This window comes from Paenibacillus sp. IHBB 3054, from assembly GCF_051594305.1.
Classification (GTDB): Bacteria; Bacillota; Bacilli; order Paenibacillales; family Paenibacillaceae; genus Paenibacillus_AQ.
Genome location: NZ_JBOFBG010000032.1, coordinates 18,946 through 39,617, shown reverse-complemented (window position 1 = coordinate 39,617; position 20,672 = coordinate 18,946). Strand labels below are relative to the sequence as shown.

At 52.4% G+C, this 20,672-nt stretch carries 15 protein-coding genes; 6 read left to right on the top strand and 9 right to left on the bottom strand.

Annotated elements, in window-relative coordinates; genetic code table 11:
• Window positions 1-4: 4 nt before the first annotated feature.
• From ACQ76X_RS26075 to ACQ76X_RS26060, 4 genes are all read right to left on the bottom strand, one after another.
• A complete protein-coding gene (locus ACQ76X_RS26075; RefSeq protein ID WP_438496674.1) occupies window positions 5-2,194 on the bottom strand; it encodes an alpha-galactosidase in 2,190 nt (729 codons plus the stop codon).
• A gap of 168 nt (window positions 2,195-2,362) precedes the next feature.
• Window positions 2,363-3,004: a hypothetical protein gene (locus tag ACQ76X_RS26070; protein ID WP_438496673.1), complete on the bottom strand. Its 642-nt coding sequence runs from the start codon at window positions 3,002-3,004 to the stop codon at window positions 2,363-2,365.
• Window positions 3,005-3,866: 862 nt separating this feature from the next.
• Window positions 3,867-4,577 (bottom strand): SAM-dependent methyltransferase, encoded by a 711-nt coding sequence (locus tag ACQ76X_RS26065; protein WP_438496671.1) that lies wholly within the window; start codon window positions 4,575-4,577, stop codon window positions 3,867-3,869.
• Window positions 4,578-4,678: 101 nt separating this feature from the next.
• A complete protein-coding gene (locus ACQ76X_RS26060) occupies window positions 4,679-5,563 on the bottom strand; it encodes a LysR family transcriptional regulator (protein WP_438496670.1) in 885 nt (294 codons plus the stop codon).
• Between the two features lie 127 nt (window positions 5,564-5,690).
• Between ACQ76X_RS26060 and ACQ76X_RS26055 the strand changes: the two genes are divergently transcribed.
• A complete protein-coding gene (locus ACQ76X_RS26055; RefSeq protein ID WP_438496669.1) occupies window positions 5,691-6,431 on the top strand; it encodes an SDR family NAD(P)-dependent oxidoreductase in 741 nt (246 codons plus the stop codon).
• A 149-nt stretch (window positions 6,432-6,580) separates the two neighbouring features.
• On the opposite strand, the gene ACQ76X_RS26050 is transcribed toward ACQ76X_RS26055, so the two are convergent.
• Together ACQ76X_RS26050 and ACQ76X_RS26045 are read right to left on the bottom strand one after the other, a co-directional pair.
• Complete coding sequence (locus ACQ76X_RS26050; protein ID WP_438496724.1) at window positions 6,581-10,222, bottom strand: X2-like carbohydrate binding domain-containing protein; 3,642 nt, start codon at window positions 10,220-10,222, stop codon at window positions 6,581-6,583.
• A gap of 213 nt (window positions 10,223-10,435) precedes the next feature.
• Window positions 10,436-11,686 carry a purple acid phosphatase family protein gene (locus ACQ76X_RS26045; RefSeq protein ID WP_438496668.1) on the bottom strand — a complete coding sequence of 417 codons (1,251 nt, stop codon included), beginning with the start codon at window positions 11,684-11,686 and terminating at the stop codon, window positions 10,436-10,438.
• Window positions 11,687-11,964: 278 nt separating this feature from the next.
• On the opposite strand from ACQ76X_RS26045, the gene ACQ76X_RS26040 reads away from it, so the two are divergent.
• The 3 genes from ACQ76X_RS26040 (at window position 11,965) to ACQ76X_RS26030 (ending at window position 15,671) form a co-directional block, all read left to right on the top strand.
• Window positions 11,965-12,678, top strand: a complete 714-nt coding sequence (locus ACQ76X_RS26040) for a polyphosphate polymerase domain-containing protein (RefSeq protein ID WP_438496667.1) — start codon at window positions 11,965-11,967, stop codon at window positions 12,676-12,678.
• Between the two features lie 95 nt (window positions 12,679-12,773).
• Window positions 12,774-13,433, top strand: a complete 660-nt coding sequence (locus tag ACQ76X_RS26035; protein ID WP_052092536.1) for a DUF4956 domain-containing protein — start codon at window positions 12,774-12,776, stop codon at window positions 13,431-13,433.
• 54 nt (window positions 13,434-13,487) lie between these two features.
• Window positions 13,488-15,671, top strand: coding sequence for a CotH kinase family protein (locus ACQ76X_RS26030; protein ID WP_438496665.1), 2,184 nt, complete (start codon window positions 13,488-13,490; stop codon window positions 15,669-15,671).
• 715 nt (window positions 15,672-16,386) lie between these two features.
• On the opposite strand, the gene ACQ76X_RS26025 is transcribed toward ACQ76X_RS26030, so the two are convergent.
• The 3 genes from ACQ76X_RS26025 to ACQ76X_RS26015 all read right to left on the bottom strand — a co-directional run bounded on the left by ACQ76X_RS26025 (window position 16,387) and on the right by ACQ76X_RS26015 (window position 18,571).
• On the bottom strand, window positions 16,387-17,043 hold the full coding sequence (locus tag ACQ76X_RS26025; RefSeq protein ID WP_438496663.1) for a YcnI family copper-binding membrane protein: 657 nt from the start codon (window positions 17,041-17,043) through the stop codon (window positions 16,387-16,389).
• Between the two features lie 62 nt (window positions 17,044-17,105).
• Window positions 17,106-17,777 carry a response regulator gene (locus ACQ76X_RS26020; protein ID WP_438496661.1) on the bottom strand — a complete coding sequence of 224 codons (672 nt, stop codon included), beginning with the start codon at window positions 17,775-17,777 and terminating at the stop codon, window positions 17,106-17,108.
• Window positions 17,774-18,571 carry a sensor histidine kinase gene (locus ACQ76X_RS26015; RefSeq protein WP_340899853.1) on the bottom strand — a complete coding sequence of 266 codons (798 nt, stop codon included), beginning with the start codon at window positions 18,569-18,571 and terminating at the stop codon, window positions 17,774-17,776. Before ACQ76X_RS26015 ends, ACQ76X_RS26020 begins: the two co-directional genes overlap by 4 nt.
• Window positions 18,572-18,842: 271 nt before the next feature.
• Between ACQ76X_RS26015 and ACQ76X_RS26010 the strand changes: the two genes are divergently transcribed.
• Both ACQ76X_RS26010 and ACQ76X_RS26005 read left to right on the top strand, forming a co-directional pair.
• On the top strand, window positions 18,843-19,538 hold the full coding sequence (locus ACQ76X_RS26010; RefSeq protein ID WP_038590252.1) for a response regulator transcription factor: 696 nt from the start codon (window positions 18,843-18,845) through the stop codon (window positions 19,536-19,538).
• Window positions 19,531-20,619, top strand: coding sequence for an ATP-binding protein (locus ACQ76X_RS26005; protein WP_438496660.1), 1,089 nt, complete (start codon window positions 19,531-19,533; stop codon window positions 20,617-20,619). Before ACQ76X_RS26010 ends, ACQ76X_RS26005 begins: the two co-directional genes overlap by 8 nt.
• Window positions 20,620-20,672: the final 53 nt, after the last annotated feature.

Genomic DNA, 20,672 nt, shown 5'->3' with positions numbered 1-20,672 from the left:
AATCCTAGACTCTGCGGAAACGCCAGAGCACGCTCTGGAAATCACCGTGCAGATTCGGCAATGGCAGCCCCGCATACATAAGATGATCTCCTCCGTACACGCCTCCGCCTTCCAGCCACTCATAATCCGCTTCGGGATCCAGTCCTTTCAGGCGCAGATAATACAGCGAATCATTGGGCTCGGCCAGTGTCCGGGCATACACGACCACAGCCTCGGATTTATCTTCAGCCGCAATCAGCCATGCGGTCTCGTTGCCTTCAAACGGGCTGAGCAGTCTGTACTGCTCCCCGAACTGCACCAGCGGCCGCAGCTCCTTGTAGAGCACTACCTGTGCTTTTACCGTTTCCTTCTCTTCTTCCGTAAACTTTGTCAGATCCAGCTCATAGCCGAAATTGCCTGACATCGCGACATGTCCGCGCAGTTCAAGAGAAGTATTGCGGTGTACCTGATGGTTCGGCACGGCCGAGACATGGCTGCCCATGGAGCTGAGCGGATAGACGATGCTTGTTCCGTACTGGATTTTGAGTCTGCTGATCGCATCGGTATTATCGCTTGTCCAAGTCTGCGGCATATAATAGAGCATTCCCGGATCGAAGCGCCCTCCCCCGCCGGAGCAGCTCTCAAACAGGACATCCGGAAACTCCGAGGTAATCCGTTCAAGCACTCCATAAAGACCGAGCATATAACGGTGCGCCGTTTCCCGCTGTCTTTCCGGCGGCAGCAGCGCGGAGCCAATTTCGGTCATATTGCGGTTCATATCCCATTTCACATAGGAGATTGGCGCGCTGCGCAGCACATCGGCTATCCTGTCGCCGATCGCCTGGCAGACATCCTCACGGGAGAAATCGAGCACAAGCTGCATCCGTCCTTCTGTTCTGCGGCGGTCCGGCACATGCAGGCACCAATCGGGATGCCGGGTGTACAGTTCGCTGTCCGGAGAAATCATCTCCGGTTCGAACCAGAGGCCAAATTGTAGACCCAGCCCGTTTACACGCTTGGCCAGATCATCCAATCCCTCCGGCAGCTTATTCGCGTCCACGAACCAGTCCCCCAGCGAGCTGCGGTCATCATTGCGGTGACCGAACCAGCCGTCATCCAGCACAAACAGCTCCAGTCCAAGCTCGCTGCCGGCACGGGCGATGTCTTCAATCTTGTCGGCGGTGAAATTGAAATAAGTCGCTTCCCAGTTATTGACGAGTACTGGCCGGGTACGGTCGCGGTGGGTGCCGCGGCTCAGCCGGGTACGGTACAGCTTATGATAGGTCCGTGACATCGAACCGATGCCATCCGCCGAGAAGACCAGTACGGCTTCGGGAGTCTGGAACGCCTGTCCCTGCTCCAGCAGCCAGTTGAAGTCGAAAGGATTAACCCCGATGGATAAGCGGGTTGTCTTGTACGGCTCAACCTCAGCCTGTGCGCTAAATCCGCCGCTGTAAACCAGGCTGACGCCATATACCTCGCCATGGTCTTCATCCGCACCTTTGGACAGCAGGGCGATAAATGGATTCTGCGCATGGCTACTCGCACCCCGGCGGCTCTCGATACCCTGCATGCCGGAAGCAAGCGCTCTGCGTTCCACATATCGCTCCCTCGCCCAGGACCCGGACAAATGAAGCATATCGTAATTCGAGTCACGGAAATCCACACTCATGCTGAGTCCACGCAGCAGCCTCAGCGACTGGCTGCCTTCATTGACAAACCGCACAGAACGGGTAATGGCGTTCAATTCATTAAATACGGTATAGCAGAGGATAATCCGCAGCCCGGCCACAGGATCGAGCAGCTCGATCTCCAGTGTATCGGCTTCCTCTTCATGCTCGGTATATGTAGCTGGCAGCCCCTCAAGAGCAGGCTTTCCCCGGTAAATGCGGTGTTTGTCATACAGCGCCTCGGAAGCCGTAGTTCCGTTCTCAGCCTGGATCTGGTAGGCTGGATGGCGGAAATCACCCACACCATAAACCGGGTACTCCTGTGCTATCGTATCGTAAGAGATAGACATGTCCTCAGGATATGGAGCTGGCGAGAAGGAGCAGCGTTCAGCCCGCTGTAGAATCGAGGACAGACCGGTTGAACGGATTTTTCTGCCCCAATATACATGCGCCGGAACTCCGGTAGGCAGCAACTGAATCACGTAGCTGGTTGCCTTGCTCTGAAGATGAAAGATGCGTTCGTCGGAAAAATATTGAATTGCCATTGGAACCTCCTGAAAGTTTGTGAGCATCTGCTTCCTTGATTAGCATCGTACAAACTCGCTTGGGAAGCATCAGCTTAGTTTTGTAGAGTAGCATCTTACTTAATAGGCTTCGTACAACATCACTCTATTATATAGTGAAATCGCTTTATTTTCACCTCTGGTTAGCTTTCATTTCGCATAATGGAGAATGGCCGCAGCCGCCCGCTCCCGCCGCTCGGCATCTTCACTGTGCAGCGCAGCCGTGAGAACAGACAGTGCTTCAGCAATTATCTCTTCATCAACTTTTACTGTGTGTTTCGTTTGCTCACTGCTTCCAAGACCCGCATCCGCAAGCCACAGGTCCAGCCTTTCAGGCGGCAGTGTTCCTATATACTGCGAGACTGGCAGGGCATCTGCCAGCAGTTCACCCATCATGGGATTCAGCTCTGCACTATACAAGCTCTTCAGCCAGGTTACACCTCTCCGGTGACAACGGCCATCTTCCGGATGGTCACAGGCTTCCTCATAGAAATAATCACCCAGATCGCCAAGGTAGGCCCACTCCCCGTCTGAGATCAATACATAATCTCCGTCCTGCATTGTATGTACAAAGATGTCCAGGCTGTCCAGCGCCTTTTCCAGTTCCGGCCCGTAGTAGGCAGAGGTCTGATGCAGCCGTCTGGCGATTTCTTCGCGGCTTGCCTGTTCCAAATCACCGATGCCGGGATATCCGGCGCAAACATAATTGTCCTGCACAAACTCCGTCATCCGCTCAATCCCAAGCGGCGCCGTCTTCATCTGAAACAGCTTCATATGTGCTACTCCTTCCATTCTTCCTAACTCCTATGCCATAAGTGAATTATACATTAAGAGCAGCAGCAATTATCCATGGAATATTAGTTGAAAAACTAAGAATAAGCAAGGATAATAGCGCTTACAAGAGAGTTATATGTATAATGGTTCCAGATTCAAATGATACGGCTTTTTACTGCTTATGGGGATCAGGCTATACTATAGACATCAACTCAAGGAACCATACACTGCTAGAAGGAACGCTAATGCGGGCAGGTAAAATCTCTCCGTGAGCATTCTTTTGCAGCTGTAATCCCTGAGCTTGAGACTATATCTTTGATCCTGGCATTAAAGCTTTCAATTTATCCCGGAACGAAATGGTATGAGCTTCTTAAAGCTCAAACGTTGATCATCAATCCAATCGTTACCTGAGGATGATTAGAGAAGATTTAACGGTCAGGATAGGCAAATACACTGCCGCCTCGGACGATTTCTACCCGGCTGAGAACAAAGGATAGGATAAGGAGTCTGAGAAGAACATGGGTATAGTGCTTACAACATAAACCTCTATTGTTGATGAACAATCAATGATAGAGGTTTATGTGTGTTATGCGGGAGCACCCTTGCTTCATTTTGATGCCTATCCTCATTAACGGGAAATGCTGCCGCTAATATAGTCCTTATTCCAAGAAATGAACAACTAACGGGAATCCTGCCCTCTAATTTTATGTCACAAGGGATCATTGGGGTTTATCTCCATGTTAGCGGTATTCCCTATATTATGCCAAAAAGGGGTTTGCAGCTAAAATTAGCGGGCACTTTTACCGCAATATCGCAACAGCTGATGTGAAATTTCGACTCACAGCAATGCGGTTCCATTGGTTGCTTTTTTAGTTGCGTTCTATGCAGACTGCATTCCTCTGGTCCTCGTCATCCGCAGCATGGTGTTTGCGCCTTTTTGGAATTCATAGGAGACCTTAAGCTCTTCTGTATTCCAGCCCTGAGTGTGAATATATTCTATTAAACGGTCCATTTCTTCATATCTGCAGCCGGATAGATCGATCAGCGGGAAGATGCGGATTTCTTCACTTGTCACTCGCATCAGCTCCTGCAGACTCTGGAAATGAAAATCATAGTCCAGACGGTCACTGTACATGAACAGAAAATGCGCGGATAATGTAAGCTCAAAACTTAGATCGGCAAAAGGCAGCTGCGGGAGCACCGCCGAAATATAACGCTCCTCATTCTGTTGTCTGTCCAAAGTGCTGGCTGTTAACGCTTCGGTTCTTGCCTGCTTCAGCTCTTCGATGGATTTAAACTCATTCCACAGGAAATTCTGCTGCACCTTCCCAAGCTGCAGCATAGCGTGCTGAATATCCTTGATTCCCTTCTCCATCAGGACTTCCGCAGAATGGCAGTAGGCAATATCAGCGGCGACGGCTTCAGCGCCGAGCTGATTCGCCGCAGCCGTGAAAGAGCAAACACCCGCAGGACAATCGAGTATTTTCCGCCCGGCCAGCTCCTCACGCTGCAAATTGAACATCCGCAAATATTCCTCAAAGGTCCGCCCAATCACAACAATCCGCTGCAAATCCAGTTTCGCTCCACTCATCTGATTTCATCTCACCTTTCCTCTTCTCGTCTCATCCCATCTATCTTGTCTTGTCTTGTCTTGTCTTGTCTTGTCTTGTCTTGTCTTGTCTTGTTGCAAAGTTAGCGTAACGACAGCTCCCGCTTCAGAAATTGATACAGTCTCAAGCTGGCCGACCGGAGCGGATAATCAGCCACTCTGCAGGCGATTCCGCAGGCCATGTCTACAGTTCCTCCTGCCAGCTGCCGCACTGCCGTTCCCGCCGGTACGGGCGCAAGCGTAGACTCAGGGACAAACGCAAGACCTAAACCAGCCTCTACGTAGAATTTCAGCGCTGTCATGCTGCCGACTTCCATGGTATTCAGCGGTGGTCCGGCGAATTCCTGCAGTACGCTCTCCAATTTTTTGCGGTAGGGGCAATTGACGGCCGTAATCAGCAGCCGATGTCCGCGAAAATGATCTGGAGTCACCTCCGGCAGGTCAGCGAGCGGATGGTCCTCCGGCATTAACAGCACGAATTTCTCCGAGAACAGAGGCTCAAAGTGCAGCTCCTTTCCCAGCTCTGGTGCTGAACATAGCACCATGTCGAGTTCCCCGCGGAGCAGCCGCTCGGTGAGCGCCGGTGTTCCGGCGATATCTACCGAGATTTCAATCTTGGGGTAAAGGCTCATGAATTGCTGCAAAAGACGAGGCAGCCGATAGCTGGCAGTCGTATCGGTTGCACCCAGACGGACACTCCCCGCCTCGCCAGATTTCATTTCCGCGAGACTGCTCTGCAACCGTTCCATGTCCTTCACAATGAGCAGACTCTGTTCATGGAATAGCCGCCCGGCTTCCGTTAAGCTAATCCCCTTGCCGCGTTCGAGCAACTGTACCCCCAGCTGTGATTCCAGCTTCTGTATTTGCATTGTAATCGTCGACTGGGCATAATTCAGCTCCTCCGCCGCACGGTTAAAGCTTCCTGTGCTTACGATCGTCTGAAAGGTAATCAGCGCCTTGAAATCCATTTCCATTCCCCCATCACGATTCAATATTAATGAATCATCACTTCAATTAGTTCAATTATACAAAACCAAGTATCCTCTATAAAATAGTCTGTATCAACCCAAAAAGATATTCAAGGAGTGGATGCAGATGGAGCTTACAAACAAAGTGGCGCTCGTAACAGGCGGGGGTACCGGCATCGGCAGAGCCACAAGCCTTGAGCTGGCACGGCTCGGGGCGGTGGTCGCTGTTAATTATTCCCGTTCGGAACAGGAAGCGCTGGAAACCGTTCAACAGATTATTAATCAAGGCGGACAGGCCATCGCGGTACAGGCCGATGTTTCCCGGGACGTCGAAGTCCGGGCGATGGTTGAACAAATCGCGGGAACATTCGGCCGTGTGGATGTGCTCATCAATAATGCCAGCATTACAAAGCACATCCCTCTGGATGACCTCGATGCAGCTACAGAAGAAGTCTGGGATCAATTATTGGATGTCAACGTCAAAGGAATGTTCTTTTGCGCCCGGGCAGTGGCTCCTTATATGAAGCAAAGCAAGCAGGGAGCCATTGTCAACCTCGGCAGCATTGCCGGAAATACCGGCTCCGGCTCCTCTCTTCCTTATGCGGTGTCCAAAGCAGCTGTACATGGACTTACCAAGTCACTGGCCCGCGCGCTTTCACCGGAGATCCGGGTCAATGCTGTGGCTCCGGGAGCCGTCGCGACGAGATGGTGGACCGGCCGGGAAGCGCAGATGCTGCGCTTGGCTCCCAATCTTCTGCTGCAGCAGATCGCCACAGCAGAAGATATCGCCCGGTTCATCTGCTCGGTTGTTGTGCAGGAGGCCTTAACCGGACAGATCATTACCGTTGACAGCGGACAGACTTTATAACAGCAGCACAGCAAAAAACGCCCAACAGCCTCATCTTCCAATTCACAAAGGAAGATGAGGCTGTTGGTTCAGGAAAATTCATGGCTTCTTGCAGCTCATTGTATAATGGATAATCCTGTTATGCCGATCCGGGTTGCGGCCGGATCAGATCAGGAAGGTTCATTCCCCCATACCAGGCTGCCGGAGAGATAAGCCGGAACGCCAGCCCAATCCGCATAACCCGTACCTGCCGCGTTAAAGGAATAATCTCCGGTCTGGGTATAATTGCTCCAATCCGCCTTGGATGCCCGCATCTGGATATCCAGGCCCTCCCCTGCTGCCAGGGAACCCGCTGCGCTTGTGAAACCCAGCTCCACATAATAATCCGCCCCGGTCATGGCTGCCGGGAGTTTCACAAAGGTGCCGGTAACATTCGCACTGCCGGCCTGTGACCAGTCGCAGAAGAAGCTTTGCGGCTGCTCGCCGTCAATCGTGTAATAATATCTGATCTTCACATCCGCCAGCGAAACGGCGCTGGTGCCCGTATTCAGCAGTTTGATCCGCGGATTCAAGACATTCGCCGAAGCCGCTGTGCTGCCGTTATACATTTGGACCTTAAGACCACCGGTCACAACCACAGAAGTATCCACTATGGCAACTGCCAGCGGCTGCGCCGCTCCGGCGCTGAAATTAAAGGTCAGAGTCGTTGTGCCCACCGGCTGCGCGGCCAGATAACCTTTCTTGATCGTGACCGCTGTGCCGCTAACGGTATAATCCGTTCCGGCAGTCAACGTTGCCGCTCCGTTCTTGATCGTGCTTAACGTGTTCCCGTTCAGCGTCAGCGTTACGGTCACATCCGCCTGATTCGCCGTCTTCTTGTCGAAGCCGGCCGTGACCGGCGTAATCGCCGAGTTGCTCGCTGCCGTCGTATCCACTACGGCAACCGTCAGCGACTGGGCGGCTCCGGCGCTGAAATTAAAGGTTAGCGTCGTTGTGCCCACCGCCTGCGCAGCCAGATAACCTTTCTTGATCGTGACTGCTGTGCCGCTAACGGTATAATCCGTTCCGGCAGTCAACGTTGCCGCTCCGTTCTTGATCGTGCTTAACGTGTTCCCGTTCAGCGTCAGCGTTACGGCCACATCCGCCTGATTCGCCATCTTCTTATCGAAGCTGGCCGTAACTGGCGTAATTGCCGAATTGCTTGCTGCCGTCGTATCCACTACGGCAACCGTCAGCAACTGGGCGGCTCCGGCGCTGAAATTAAAGGTCAGAGTCGTTGTGCCCACCGGCTGCGCGGCCAGATAACCTTTCTTGATCGTGACTGCTGTGCCGCTAACGGTATAATCCGTTCCGGCAGTCAACGTTGCCGTTCCGTTCTTGATCGTGCTTAACGTGTTCCCGTTCAGCGTCAGCGTTACGGCCACATCCGCCTGATTCGCCGTCTTCTTGTCGAAGCTGGCCGTGACCGGCGTAATGGTGGATCCGGCAGCCGGAGGATTCACCGGATCAGCATACAGTGTGCCCCGGCCGTTTGTTCCGAGATATACCCGGCCGTATATCCGCGGATCACCGGTTATGGCCATGTTGATCTTCGCATACTGGTGGGCGTCATCATTGATCCGTACCCAAGATGACCCAACATCATCGGAGCGGAAGACCCCTCTGACGCCATCGATTTGAGCAACCGTATATAGTGACATATAGTTCTGGCCCGGTGCGGCCTTACCATAACCGATCAGATCCGCTTCCTCGACATTAGACAACTTGGTGAAGCTGGTTCCCGAATTCACAGAATGCCATAAACCGTATTTGTTCTCGACTGTATTGCCTCCGGCCAGCCAGATATCGCCTTCAATGCCCGGCACTGCCTTCAAGCTGATCTGCGCCTGGTTCGGCTGCAGGCCGTCTACATTATTAGTCGGGAAACCCGCTGCCGGCGTAGCGGTAAAGGTAGCTCCGCCGTCCACACTAACATAGAATATTCCTGCATAGAACGCATAGAACTTGTTCGCGTTTACGCGGTCGGAAGCGATTTTGGCTCCGGCCGGTACCCCGCTGCTTGCCGTCCAGGAGTTGCCCGACGATTTGGTGTAGTAGACACCGATATCGGAGGTACTCCACAGGATGGCATTGCCGCTGGCAGATACGGCGACCTGGCCTTGTCCTGCCGTTGTTTTGGTTCCATTCGACGGTTCGGCATTCGGCATATACCAATTAGAGCCGCCGTCATTCGAAATCCCAAGCGATTTCATGCTCGGTGTCTTTTCCTTATCGGCTCCGCCAACACGCACAACGAACGCCGGACTGAGCTCCGCATAATCAATACTTGTCGTTGTCGCCCAGGAAGGGCTCGTTTGGAACTTGACCGGCGCCTGGGTCACATCTTCATACCGGAAGCCCGAGACATCACCAAGCGCCGTGATCAGATGCGCACTTCCCGACGGCGGGCTGATCAGTCCGAGCACAGCAGTCTCCTCTACGCCCTTGGCCATGACCGAAATATTGACCTTGCCGCCTGTATCCCAAGCAGTCAGGTTATTCGAGCCGTAGATTGTAGCTCCTGTTCCGTACATCATCCGGTTGGAGTTGAACGGATCAATCTCCAGGTCTCCCATCATCCAGCCCAGCTTTGGTGAAGGATCAAGTGAAGTGGAGGTGGTTCCATGATCCAGCCAAGGTGCTGCGGTAATGTTCATTGCGAATTTATAGGTCCGTTCCGGATAGTTGCCCCAATCCCAGATCCGGCTCCAAGTCGCTCCGCCGTTCGTACTGCGGAAAATAACCTCATCCGGCCACCAGGCATTCAGACTGGAGACCATCAGCGTATTCGGATTCTGGGCATCGACAGCAAGTCCTCCGAAGCCGTACCAATTATCCGTTCCGGTCGTCGGGCTGATATTCGTCCAGGAACCGCTGGTTTTATTAAATTTCCAGACTTCACCTTTGCTGCCGTCATAGGGCCCTACGCCATTACTGTACGTAATGTACAGATCCCCGGTTGAGGAAAGCACGCCATGATGCGGCAGAAAACCAGTGGGCTGTCCAGGAAGCGCGGACCAGGTAACGCCGCCGTCGGTGCTGCGGTACACGCTGCTTGCCGTATCCGCTACGCCGACATAAATCGTTCCCGTAGCACTGCCGGGTGTGCCTGTGCTTTTGTCAAAAGTAATCCAGGATAATCCGACGAGGTCATTGCCATAATCGAGCGTCGGGTTCTGAATATAAGTGCCTACGTTAGGAAAAGAGCTTACTTTGGACCAGGTTACTCCCGAGTCCGTACTTTTCCACAACCCGTTGCCGCTGCGTGCCCCGAAGAACAGGATGCTGTTCTTATTGGGGTCGATAACCAGACGCTCACCGGCCGAACGGCCGGGCATATTGCCCCCAACCTTGAACGGCAGCGCAGTCGTCTGCCACGTATTGCCCCGGTCGCTGGAACGCATAATCTGCCCGTTGTCATCCCAATGGTTCGTGTAGGTGCCGGTTGCCATGTATACTTTGTCCGGATCGACAGGGTCTGTAGCCAGCGCATCCACCCCGTTCTTGTTCCAGTCGACCCAGCCCACGGCATCACTGATGGAAATCCAGCTGCCAGTGGCCTGATTCCAGCGGTAGGCGCCCCCGATGTCGGTACGCGCATAGATCAGATTCGGTTCAGTTTGGTTAAAAATAATGCCCGGCACAAACCCTCCGCCCGCACCGGTGACGACACTTTTCCAGTTGTAAGCTTCACTTGCAGCAGCATGGGCAGCCGCCGGAAAGGCGGTAAACAAAGAGCTAGACATCGCGGCCAGCAGGACAATTAATCCCATTCTTCGGATACGGTTACGAATCACGAACCACGCCTCCTATGATTGCTTTACTTTGTTAACGCTTTCATTATAGAGCGTAAGCAGGATTCATAGTGAGGGAAAATGGTTCAAACTTGGAGAATTCCGTCTTCTATTATCGTACCATTTTCACACTAATTATTACATTTATAGTAAAAAACTCTCCTGAAGGAATGTCAGAAGAGTCTTACTATCTTAGTGCTTCAGCAGAAACTCGTCGAGTTTGTTGCCGTCCACATCATAGGCCTGGTAGGTCAATGTATTTCCGCTGACCGTAATTCCGGCGTACATCTGCTTATTGTTCTGGAAATGAACCTGATGATAGTACTGATCCTCTTTCTTCTCGTTGAATTTTGCGCCGGAGGCGTTAGTCACTACGTACACCGTTCCTCGTCCAGTACTGGCAGAATTCCCGTCCTTCGGGACAACTTTTCCGGCAAGCAGCGGATACGATCTGGAATATTCATGATTATGTCCCTGGAGCACCAGATCAACCCCATACTTGTCAAATATCTCTGTCCAGTCCTCCAGCTTCTTATACATGTTCCCGCCATATGCCGGACGGTGCAGCGCTACGATTTTCCACGGTTTATCTGTAAGGGCCAGATCCTTCTTCAACCACTTGGCCTGGCTTTTCAGGTGGCTCTCCGTATTCAGCACCGTCACATGCACAGGTCCATAATCAAAAGAATATGAGGTTCCGGCAATGGCTTCCGGGTCGCCGTTATCCGGAAGGTTGAAATGCGAAGTAAAGCTTGCTGCCTGCCCTTCGACTTCATCATGGTTGCCGGTGACAGGCATCAGCGGAATGCCCGGCACCCACGCCTGCACATTGCCGAAAAAGCCATCCCAGGCACCCGAATCCTCCGGCTCTTCCGTCAAATCCCCGTTATGAACGATAAACTTTGCCGCCGGAAAGGTCTGGAACGCCTTGTCCAGCGTATTGCCCCATAATTTGAAATCTGCCGCCGTCTCCCCTTGCGAATCGGTTACATTGATAAAGGTTACGCTGTCGCTGTCCGCTTCTGCCGTGGTGAACGTAGCTGCTGTGCTCCATTCGCCTTCTTTCCCGCTGCCTGCCCTGTAAGTATACAACGTTCCCGGCTCAAGCCCGGTCACTTCAGCTTTATGTACGCCTCTTTTGCCATCATCTGTTTTGATCACGCTGTCTATGGCCTGCACCTTGACAACATTTCCTGCTGTAAATGCGGCACTTTTTCCTTTTACAACCTCAAGCCGTCCCTCCGCGCCCGGAGCTCCGGTAAACCAGGTGAACGCACGGCTGGTCTCCGCATCTTCCTTAAAGGTAGTGACCAGATCATACGGAGCACTGCTTTCTCCAGGTCGGGCAGTCCGCTCCGATTTAAGCCATTCCAGTCCAAGGGCCAGCAAGATCAATACAGCTACGATGATTACAACAATAATCAACACTTTATAATCCTTCATGCCCATCCCTCCCTCATCGCTTGATTTCCAATCAACAACAGTCCGGATTCTAGCTTTCTGTCTATAAAAGATAGCCTCCCTCATAGACAGAAGTCAAATAACCCTCCCTAAAACCTCACATAACGGCGTCATTTGTTAACGCAGTGTAAAAACTTTCAGCTAACGTTCAGGCAGATTTAAGAAAATCATAAGGTCCGTCACTTAATATGGGTTCAGCAGCAAGATTTAGGCGCAGCGGCAATCAAAGCCAAACTTTTGAGAGAGAAATGGGGTGTGAGATGAATAAGAAGCTGCAATTCCGGCATGAATTGAAATTTTTCATTAACTATCATCAATACCTTATATTGCGGCAGCGGCTGCAGAGCTTGATAGATACCGATCAGAACGCCAACGACAGCGGGGAGTACCATATCCGCAGCCTGTATTTTGATGATATTAACAATTCGGCCCTTTCGGACAAGCTGGGCGGACTTAGAGAACGCGCCAAATACCGGATCCGCATCTATAACGTACAGGACGATGTCATACACTTTGAGAAAAAATTCAAAATGGACGACTACATCGCCAAGATCAAGGAACCGCTGACCCGCGAAATGTATGATCAGATCATGGCCGGCAATTACAAGGTGCTGAACGTTCCGCAAAGTCCTTTGTTTATGGAGCTCTATAACCAGATGCGCCACAATTTGCTGCGTCCCAAAGTGATCGTCGATTATGTCCGCGAACCTTACGTCTGCCATAACGGCAATGTGCGGATCACTTTCGACAAGGAGCTGCGTACGGGACTGCATGAGACGGATATTTTTAATAAAGAGCTTCAGCCGGTCCGGGCGCTTGATGAGAACTTCATTATTTTCGAGGTCAAATTTGATGAATACATACCGGAGTACATCAAAATTGCGCTGCAGCTAAACGGCTTAAACCGGCAATCCGCTTCGAAATACGTCATTTGCCGCAAATTTCTAAAAACCAATACTTGGGAGGATTATTAATGAGCATTTTATCCACACTGGGGGCAGCCACGGCCACGCAATCTATAGCTGCAACTGCAGGACAAGAGAACGATACGGCCACAACTTTTTCTGATATGATTAAAAATTCGGTCGTAGACAACTTCGTTTCCGATATCAGCATCTCCAAAATCCTGATCACGCTCGGCGTCGCTTTTCTGATCGGATTCTTCATCTACCTGCTCTACAAACGTGTGTTCAGCGGCGTATTATACTCCAAAAGCTTCAACGTGTCCCTGATGGGCATGACTATGATCACCGCAACTGTCATTATCGCCATCAACTCCAACCTTGTGCTCTCGCTCGGTATGGTCGGCGCTTTGTCCATCGTCCGTTTCAGAACGCCGATAAAAGATCCAACGGATCTGATTTTCCTGTTCTGGGCAGCCGTTGCAGGGATCGTTACCGGTGCAGGCTTTTTCACGCTGGCGATTATCGGCTCGATCATTATCGGTCTGATTCTCTTCCTGTTCATTAAACATTCTTCAGTCGAAACTCCGTACCTGCTAGTGCTTAACTGTGAAGGCGATGACAGCGAACGCGAGGTGCACAGCCATCTGAACAAAGCCGTAAAACGTTACAACATCAAGCAAAAAACCGTGACCGCAGGCAATATCGAGCTTACGCTTGAGCTGCGTCTGGACGACAAGGAAGGCGGCTTCGTAAACACCGTCTCCGATATTGCAGGGGTCAAAAATGCCTTGCTGATCAGCTATAGCGGCGACTATGTATCTTAAGTCCCGGCTTTATGGAAGCGACAGAATATTCAATGAGGAAAGGCGGTGCTGAAGATGAAAGCACGCGGTAAGCTGACCCTGCTGATTCTTTGTTGCCTGCTGCTGGTTATCGCTATGGCGGGTTGTCAGATTACAAATCCTTCTGCGGACAATAACAGTACTACGGATACGCAGGAAAAGGCGGTATCAAGCGAGGAACAAAGTCTGGATTCGGAGGTGTTCCCGAAGGACAAGGTTGTTGATGTTAAAATCACACTGGACCCGGATGATTTCCAGGATATGCTGGACAATGCCAGCGCCGAGGAATACAAGACAGCCTCCGTGGAATACAACGGGATCAAAATGGACAATGTGGCCGTGCGGACCAAAGGCAACTTAAGCCTGCGCAGTGTTGTGCAGATGGCGGACTCCGACCGTTACAGCTTCAAGATTTCTTTTGACGAGTATGTGAACCAGAATTTATTCGGCATTACCAAAATCAACCTCAACAACAATTACAGCGATGCCTCCTATATGCGGGAGTTTCTGACCTATGAGCTGGCGGAGAGCATCGGTCTTCCCACACCGAAATACTCCTTCGTCAACGTCTACGTCAACGATGAACTGAAGGGTTTCTATCTCGCGGTGGAACAGATCGGTGACGCCTATCTGGAGCGCAACTTCGGTAATTCCTATGGTGCGTTATATAAAGGCGTAATGACCGGCCAAGGCAGTGATTTGACCTGGCTCGGCGACGATGCTTCACTCTACACGGGACTTGAAATGAAGTCTGAAAAATCAAACGATGACATTGTGGTCGACATGCTGGATGAACTGAACAACGGCACCGACTATGAGAAGTATATCGATATCGACGATGCTTTGGGGTATATTGCGCTGAATGCTGTAACCGGCAATATGGACAGCTACCTTGGAGGAAACAAGCAGAATTATTACCTCTATGAAGATGAGGGAATCTTCTCGATCCTGCCTTGGGATTATAATATGGCTTTTGGCGGGATGGGCGGCTCGGATGTGCTGATTGACGAACCGACCCAAGGCGCTCTTGCCGAACGTCCGCTGGTAGCCAAGCTGCTGGCGAACGAGGAATACAAGACGAAATATCATGAGATGATCCGCGAAATGCTGGATGGTTATCTGCAGAACGATACGTTCAAGGCGCGGATTCAGGAGCTGGACACGATGATCTCCAGCTACGTGAAGGCTGATCCATCCGCCTTCTACACGTTCGAGCAATACGAGAGTGGAATTACCTCCGTGGAGACCTTCATGTCCACCATGGCCAGTTCGGTCTCCCAGCAGCTGGACGGCACCATTCCTTCCTCCGGTGACGGTACGGGAAGCGGCATGGGCAGTGGTCCAGGCGGCGGCTTTGACGGCGCAGGCGGGCAGGCGCCACCGGGTGCGAATGGCGCTGGTGCAGCGCCAACGGGGCAAGACGCCATCGGCGTGGCGGCTCCGGGGCAAGGCGCCATCGGCGTGGCGGCTCCGGGGCAAGGTGCCAACGGCGCGGCGGCTTCCGGGCAAGGCGCCAACGGCGCGGCGGCTTCCGGGCAAGGCGCCAACGGCGCGGCGGCTCCGGGACAAGGCGCTAACGGCGCGGCGGCTCCGGGACAAGGCGCTAACGGCGCGGCGGCTCCGGGACAAGGCGCTAACGGCGCGGCGGCTTCCGGGCAAGGTGCCAACGGCGCGGTTGCACCGGGCCAAGGCGCCAACGGCGCGGCGGCTTCCGGGCAAGGTGCCAACGGCGCGGCGGCAACGGGGCAAGGTGCCAACGGCGCGGCGGCAACGGGGCAAGGCGCCAACGGCGCGGCGGCTCCGGGCCAAGGTGCCAACGGCGCGGCGGCGACCGGGCAAGACGCCAACGGCGCAGCGGCGACCGGGCAAGGTGCCAACGGCGCGGCGGCTCCGGGGCAAGCTCCGGCAGACGGACAAACCTCCGTCGACGGGCAGGCCGCGCAAGGCGGTGCGCCGGGTGCCATGGGCGGACCGGCGATGCCTCAAGGCGGCAACGGCCCTGGCGGTGATATGGCTGGCGGCTTCGGCGGTGGCGGTATGGGCGGCGGCTTTGGTGGTGGTGGCTTTGGCGGCGGCGGCATGGGCGGCGGCGAGTTTGGCGGAGCTGGCGGTGAGCAGCAACAGGGCAGCACAAGCGAAGCCATCACAACCGGCGTGTCCATCGTTGTGCTTCTGCTTGCAGCTGCGTTTATCACCTTCTACAAACGCAAACGTCTATAAACTGTGCAAGCTGAACTTAAGAACTAGGTAATGTAAACCGGCGAATACCATAAAATAAGGTTAGTTGGGTTCACGGGAAAAGATTCTTAAGTTCGCTTTGTATTTAACTGTATTTCATACAGCTCTAATCCAAGATATTGCGTCGAACCGAAGAATAATTGCACTGTGTGCACTTAAAATGAGGCATTTGGAATAAACGGGTATTATTTGATATTTTTAATTGCACAAAATACAATTATTACTTAAACACCCCAGAAATGGGCCATTTTTATTGCACAAAATACAGTTATTTCGGCAGGACGCGGCTCTGCAACCCTCTCAGACATGTGTCCGTGCAGCCTTTCAACTAATTACTGGTGGAAGACAACTTCCAGGCAAGTGGAGCCTCAGACGGGGGATCGTCTGAGGCTCTCTTGTTTTTAGAATATGTTAGCTGCCGTATGCCGTACACTTCAGATCTTATCCTGAATATTCAGCTGCAAGGGCACAGAGTGATGCGAAACGTTCTTTGAAAGGCATGTACTATCTGTTATTTCTGATGGATGATGACTCGTGCCAAATTATAGGATTTCCTCCGGCTTGGCCATACACACCAAAAAGCTCCGCGCCTTTGACAGAAAGTGTCAATGCGCGGAGCTTCTTTGCAATTGCATATTCCTTTGGAAATTTGACAGAAGCTACATTCCACCTGCATTCCGCAAATGTCTGTCGTTCCTTATTCCTTCCGCCCTCTTAACAAACTGATGGCAGCTAACAAAAAGGACAGCAATGATATCCCCAGAGCAATATAGAGCAGCGGTGAGGTACCTGAGGATTTATCGAGGTCCTCCACAATGGCTTTGTGCTCATCCATGCTCATGGAGTCATGATCACCCGTGTCCGCCGATCCGTGGGAGTGACTGTCCCCGTTGCCGGAAGACTGCACAATCGAAGTTACGGAATGCGGCGTTTCCGAGCCTTCTTCACCGGACCACTGCACCAAACTGCCGTCAGCATAATGCTGGTAAGCATTCCAGGCAATATCGCCTGCGGCATCCGGGTTCTTGGCCGTGAAGTAGAAACGCTGAAATTGTCCGGCCTGAATGCCTTCACCGGTTGCGGTCCAGCTAACTTTATTGCCTTCGATGGTTACATTCCATCCGGGCGTTGCCTCATATTGCTTGAACTCCGCCCCCTCCGGGATGCGCAGATCCACTTGAACGGTAGCGATATCCTTCTCCGACGGCACTTTCAGTGTATAGGTCTCCCATGCACCGGTACTGGATTCTGCCGGAGCAACGGTCACATGTGCGCTGGCCACAGCCGCGAACAGCATCAGTGCTGCCACGGAAGGTGCGGCTAAAGTCATCAGTTTACGAAGTGTTTTATTCATGTGTGTATATTTCCCCTCTTCTCAGTTTCTATGGTTTCTGTCAGGTCCTCTCTTAATAACCGTTATCTCTTTAGTTTCCTCGGAAAATCCCGCTCCCGCGAGGCCAGTCCCTGCTCCAGGGCATACCGCGTCAGCTGCGTACGGTTCTGGAGCTGCAGCTTTTGCAGGATGTTTTTCAGATGATTTTTGACCGTATGCTCGGAAATCCCGAGTTCAGCCGCAATCTCCCTGTTGGTGGAACCGGAGGAGACACAGCCCAGTATTTCCTTCTCCCGCACCGTTAATGCTTCCCGCTCTTCCTTGACCGAAGCAACGGCAAACTCCTTCAGAATCTGAAAAGCCAGCTCCCGGCTCAGCGGAACCTCCTCACTGACAATTGCCAGCAAATATTCGATCCAGGTCGAAGGCGCCAGATTCTTCAGCAGATATCCCTGCGCCCCCTGCTTCAGCGCCTCGAACAGATAGGAGATTTCATCCGACACGGTCACGATGACGATTTTGACATAAGGGTATTCCAGCTTGATCCGCCGCGTCGTCTCCAGCCCGTCCATCCCCGGCATCTCAATGTCAATCAGGATCAGATCCGGCATCCACTGTGCGGTCCAGATCATGGCCTCGGCTCCGCTCGCCACTGCGCCAATGACCTCAAAACGCTCATCCATCGCCAGAATCTCGCACATCGCCTCACGCGCATGAGCATGATCGTCCACAACCAGTACCCGGCAGCAGTTCATTCGGCGTCTCCCCCTTTCGTTATTTCAACTAGGGTCCCGGCGGTATCCGATCCCAGCGATAATCTCCAGCCCATCCGCTCTGCCCGTTCTCTCATAATCTGCAGGCCATAACTTCCGCTCACTGCAAAAGGGTCCTCATGCGGGATACCTGCACCGTCATCCGTGACAGCTACTCTCCAACGCTCCCGGCCGCCTTGCCCGGATATGGCTACTTTGCCCGCCCGTGTATGCTTGCGCACATTAATGATAGCCTCACGGATGCAGGACAGCAGCTCTGCCTTTTCAGCGGAAGTGAGTGCTTCGTCATCCAGACTCCAGTCCAGCGACACTTCTATCATCACCTCACTTGCCATCTGCGCCAGCTGCTCCTTAACGGACTGCTCCAGGGTGAAGTTCTGCACAACGCTGACTGGAACCTTCAGGTTCGCAATGGCCTGGCGTACATAAGAATTGACCTCATGCACTGTTTTTTTGATCTGCTCAACGCTTTCTCCGCTCACCTCACCATTCCTGCGGTTCTGCTCCAGACGCTCAATCCGCACGGACAACAGAAACAGCGACTGCGCCATCCCGTCATGCAGCTCTTTGGCCAGACCCTCACGGGCTTCCATGGCCGTTTTGACCGCCCGTTCCTGCTCCAGCTCCCGCTGGTTCCGTTCCAATAACGAGAACAGCGGCAGCAGCAGCACGAAGCTGAACAGGAATACAAGCACAGGCGTTAGATAATTCCCCATGTCCATAGAGATATAAGGCATCAGAAACTGGTGGCGCACAATCTCCCAAATGCCGACCATCACTGTCGGAAGCAGCAGAATAAGCAGCTTGATTCTCGTATACGTTGCTGTCCCCTCCCAAATCTTAATGTATAGAATAGCATTCCCAAGCTAGCGCCGGCATGACTCTTTCGGGCTATACCCTCTTTGAAATGTTACAAATATAAGTATTTAAAATATAAACATTGCCGAAAATCGCCGCTCGCGAAAGCTAAACCGATAAGGTAAACTAGGAGCAAAGCGTTAATCGAAGTCTACATTACATGTTAACTTATACAGGAGCGAAAATGAAATGAAACGAATTACGATTCTAATCGCCGATGACGATGCCGAGATCGCCGGACTGGTTGCCTTGCACCTGGAAAAAGAGGGCTACCATCTGATCAAAGTATCTGACGGACGAGCCGCCGTGCAGGCGGTCCAGACCCACTCCATTGATTTAGCAATTCTGGATATTATGATGCCCGGCCTGGACGGGCATGAAGTCACCCGGCAGATCCGCGAGCAGCACCAGATGCCGATCATCTTCCTGAGTGCCAAAACCTCGGACCTGGACAAGATCACCGGCCTCGTAATCGGAGCCGATGACTATATGACCAAGCCGTTTAATCCTATGGAGCTGGTCGCCAGGGTGAACGCTCAGCTGCGCCGTTCCATGCAGCTGAGCAGGCCGGTCTCCGGCAGCAAGGCTGTGCTCGAAGCGGGCGGATTGATCGTTGATCCTGACTGCCGCACCGTGACGTTATACGGGAACAACATCGAGCTGACACCCAAAGAATTCGATATCCTGTACCTTATGGCCAGCTACCCCAAGAAGGTCTTCAGTGCCGAGCAGCTCTTCCAGCAGGTGTGGGGTGAAGCCTATTTTGAGAGCGGGAACACAGTGATGGTGCATATCCGTACCCTGCGCAAAAAGCTTGGCGAAGATCAAAACAAAAATAAATGGATCAAAACCATTTGGGGAGTAGGTTATACATTCAATGGCTAAAATGATCCGTAGCTTCCGCTTTAAAATGATTATGCTGCTGATAATGAGCATGATTTGCTCAGGTGTCCTTACCTTTGCGCTGTATAAAATGCTTCAGCTTTATTATAAATCAGAGGTTAAACTGGAGGACCCGCTGGTCCGGTACCGGTATATGATCGGCAGCGTCGGAGATCTCAATTTCTTTCTGATCTTTTTTATTCCGCTGGCCATCCTTTTTTTCTTCCTCTTTACCAAACCCTATGCCACCTATTTCCGGGAGATTTCCAAGCATATTCATCTGCTGGCAAACGGCGATTTCAAAAGCAGGCTTACTCTCTCCTCGAACGACGAGTTCGAGGACATTGCCGCAGACCTGAATCTGGCGAGCGAAATGCTGCAGAAAGCGGTGGAACGGGGAGATTTTGCCGAAAACAGCAAGGACAAGCTGGTCTTGAATTTGGCCCATGATCTGCGTACTCCGCTGACCTCTGTGCTGGGTTATCTGGATCTTGTGCTAAAGGAAGGACAGCTGTCTGCAGAGCAGATCAAACATTATACGACCATCGCCTATACCAAATCCCAGCGGCTTGAAAAGCTCATTGATGAGCTGTTTGAAATCACCAGAATGAACTACGGCATGCTTAGCATCAACAAAAGGCCGCTTGATCTAAGCGAACTGCTGAGCCAATTAAATGAGGAATTATATCCTGTCCTTGAGAGCAATGGACTGACAGCCCGCCTGAACACCCCTCCCCGGATCGAGATCGAGGGCGACGGCGAGCTGCTGGCACGCGTTTTCGAGAATCTGCTGACCAATGCCGCCCGGTACGGCAAAGACGGCAAATATGTGGATGTCAGCTGCAGTCCACAGGCGGAGGATATCGTCATTCAGGTGATAAATTATGGCGGCAGCATCCCTGCAGAACACCTGCCCCATCTATTCGATATGTTCTATACCGGAGACCGGGCACGCAGCCACCAAGAAGGCGGAACTGGACTCGGCCTGTTCATTGCCAAAAATATCGTCGAACAGCATGGCGGCAGCATCTCAGCGCAAAGTGACATCATCCGCACCCTCTTTGAGGTTCGGCTGCCACGGTAGCTGTAACCTTTTAGTTACACGGATTTCAACATGCTTATTATCCGTTTCAGCAA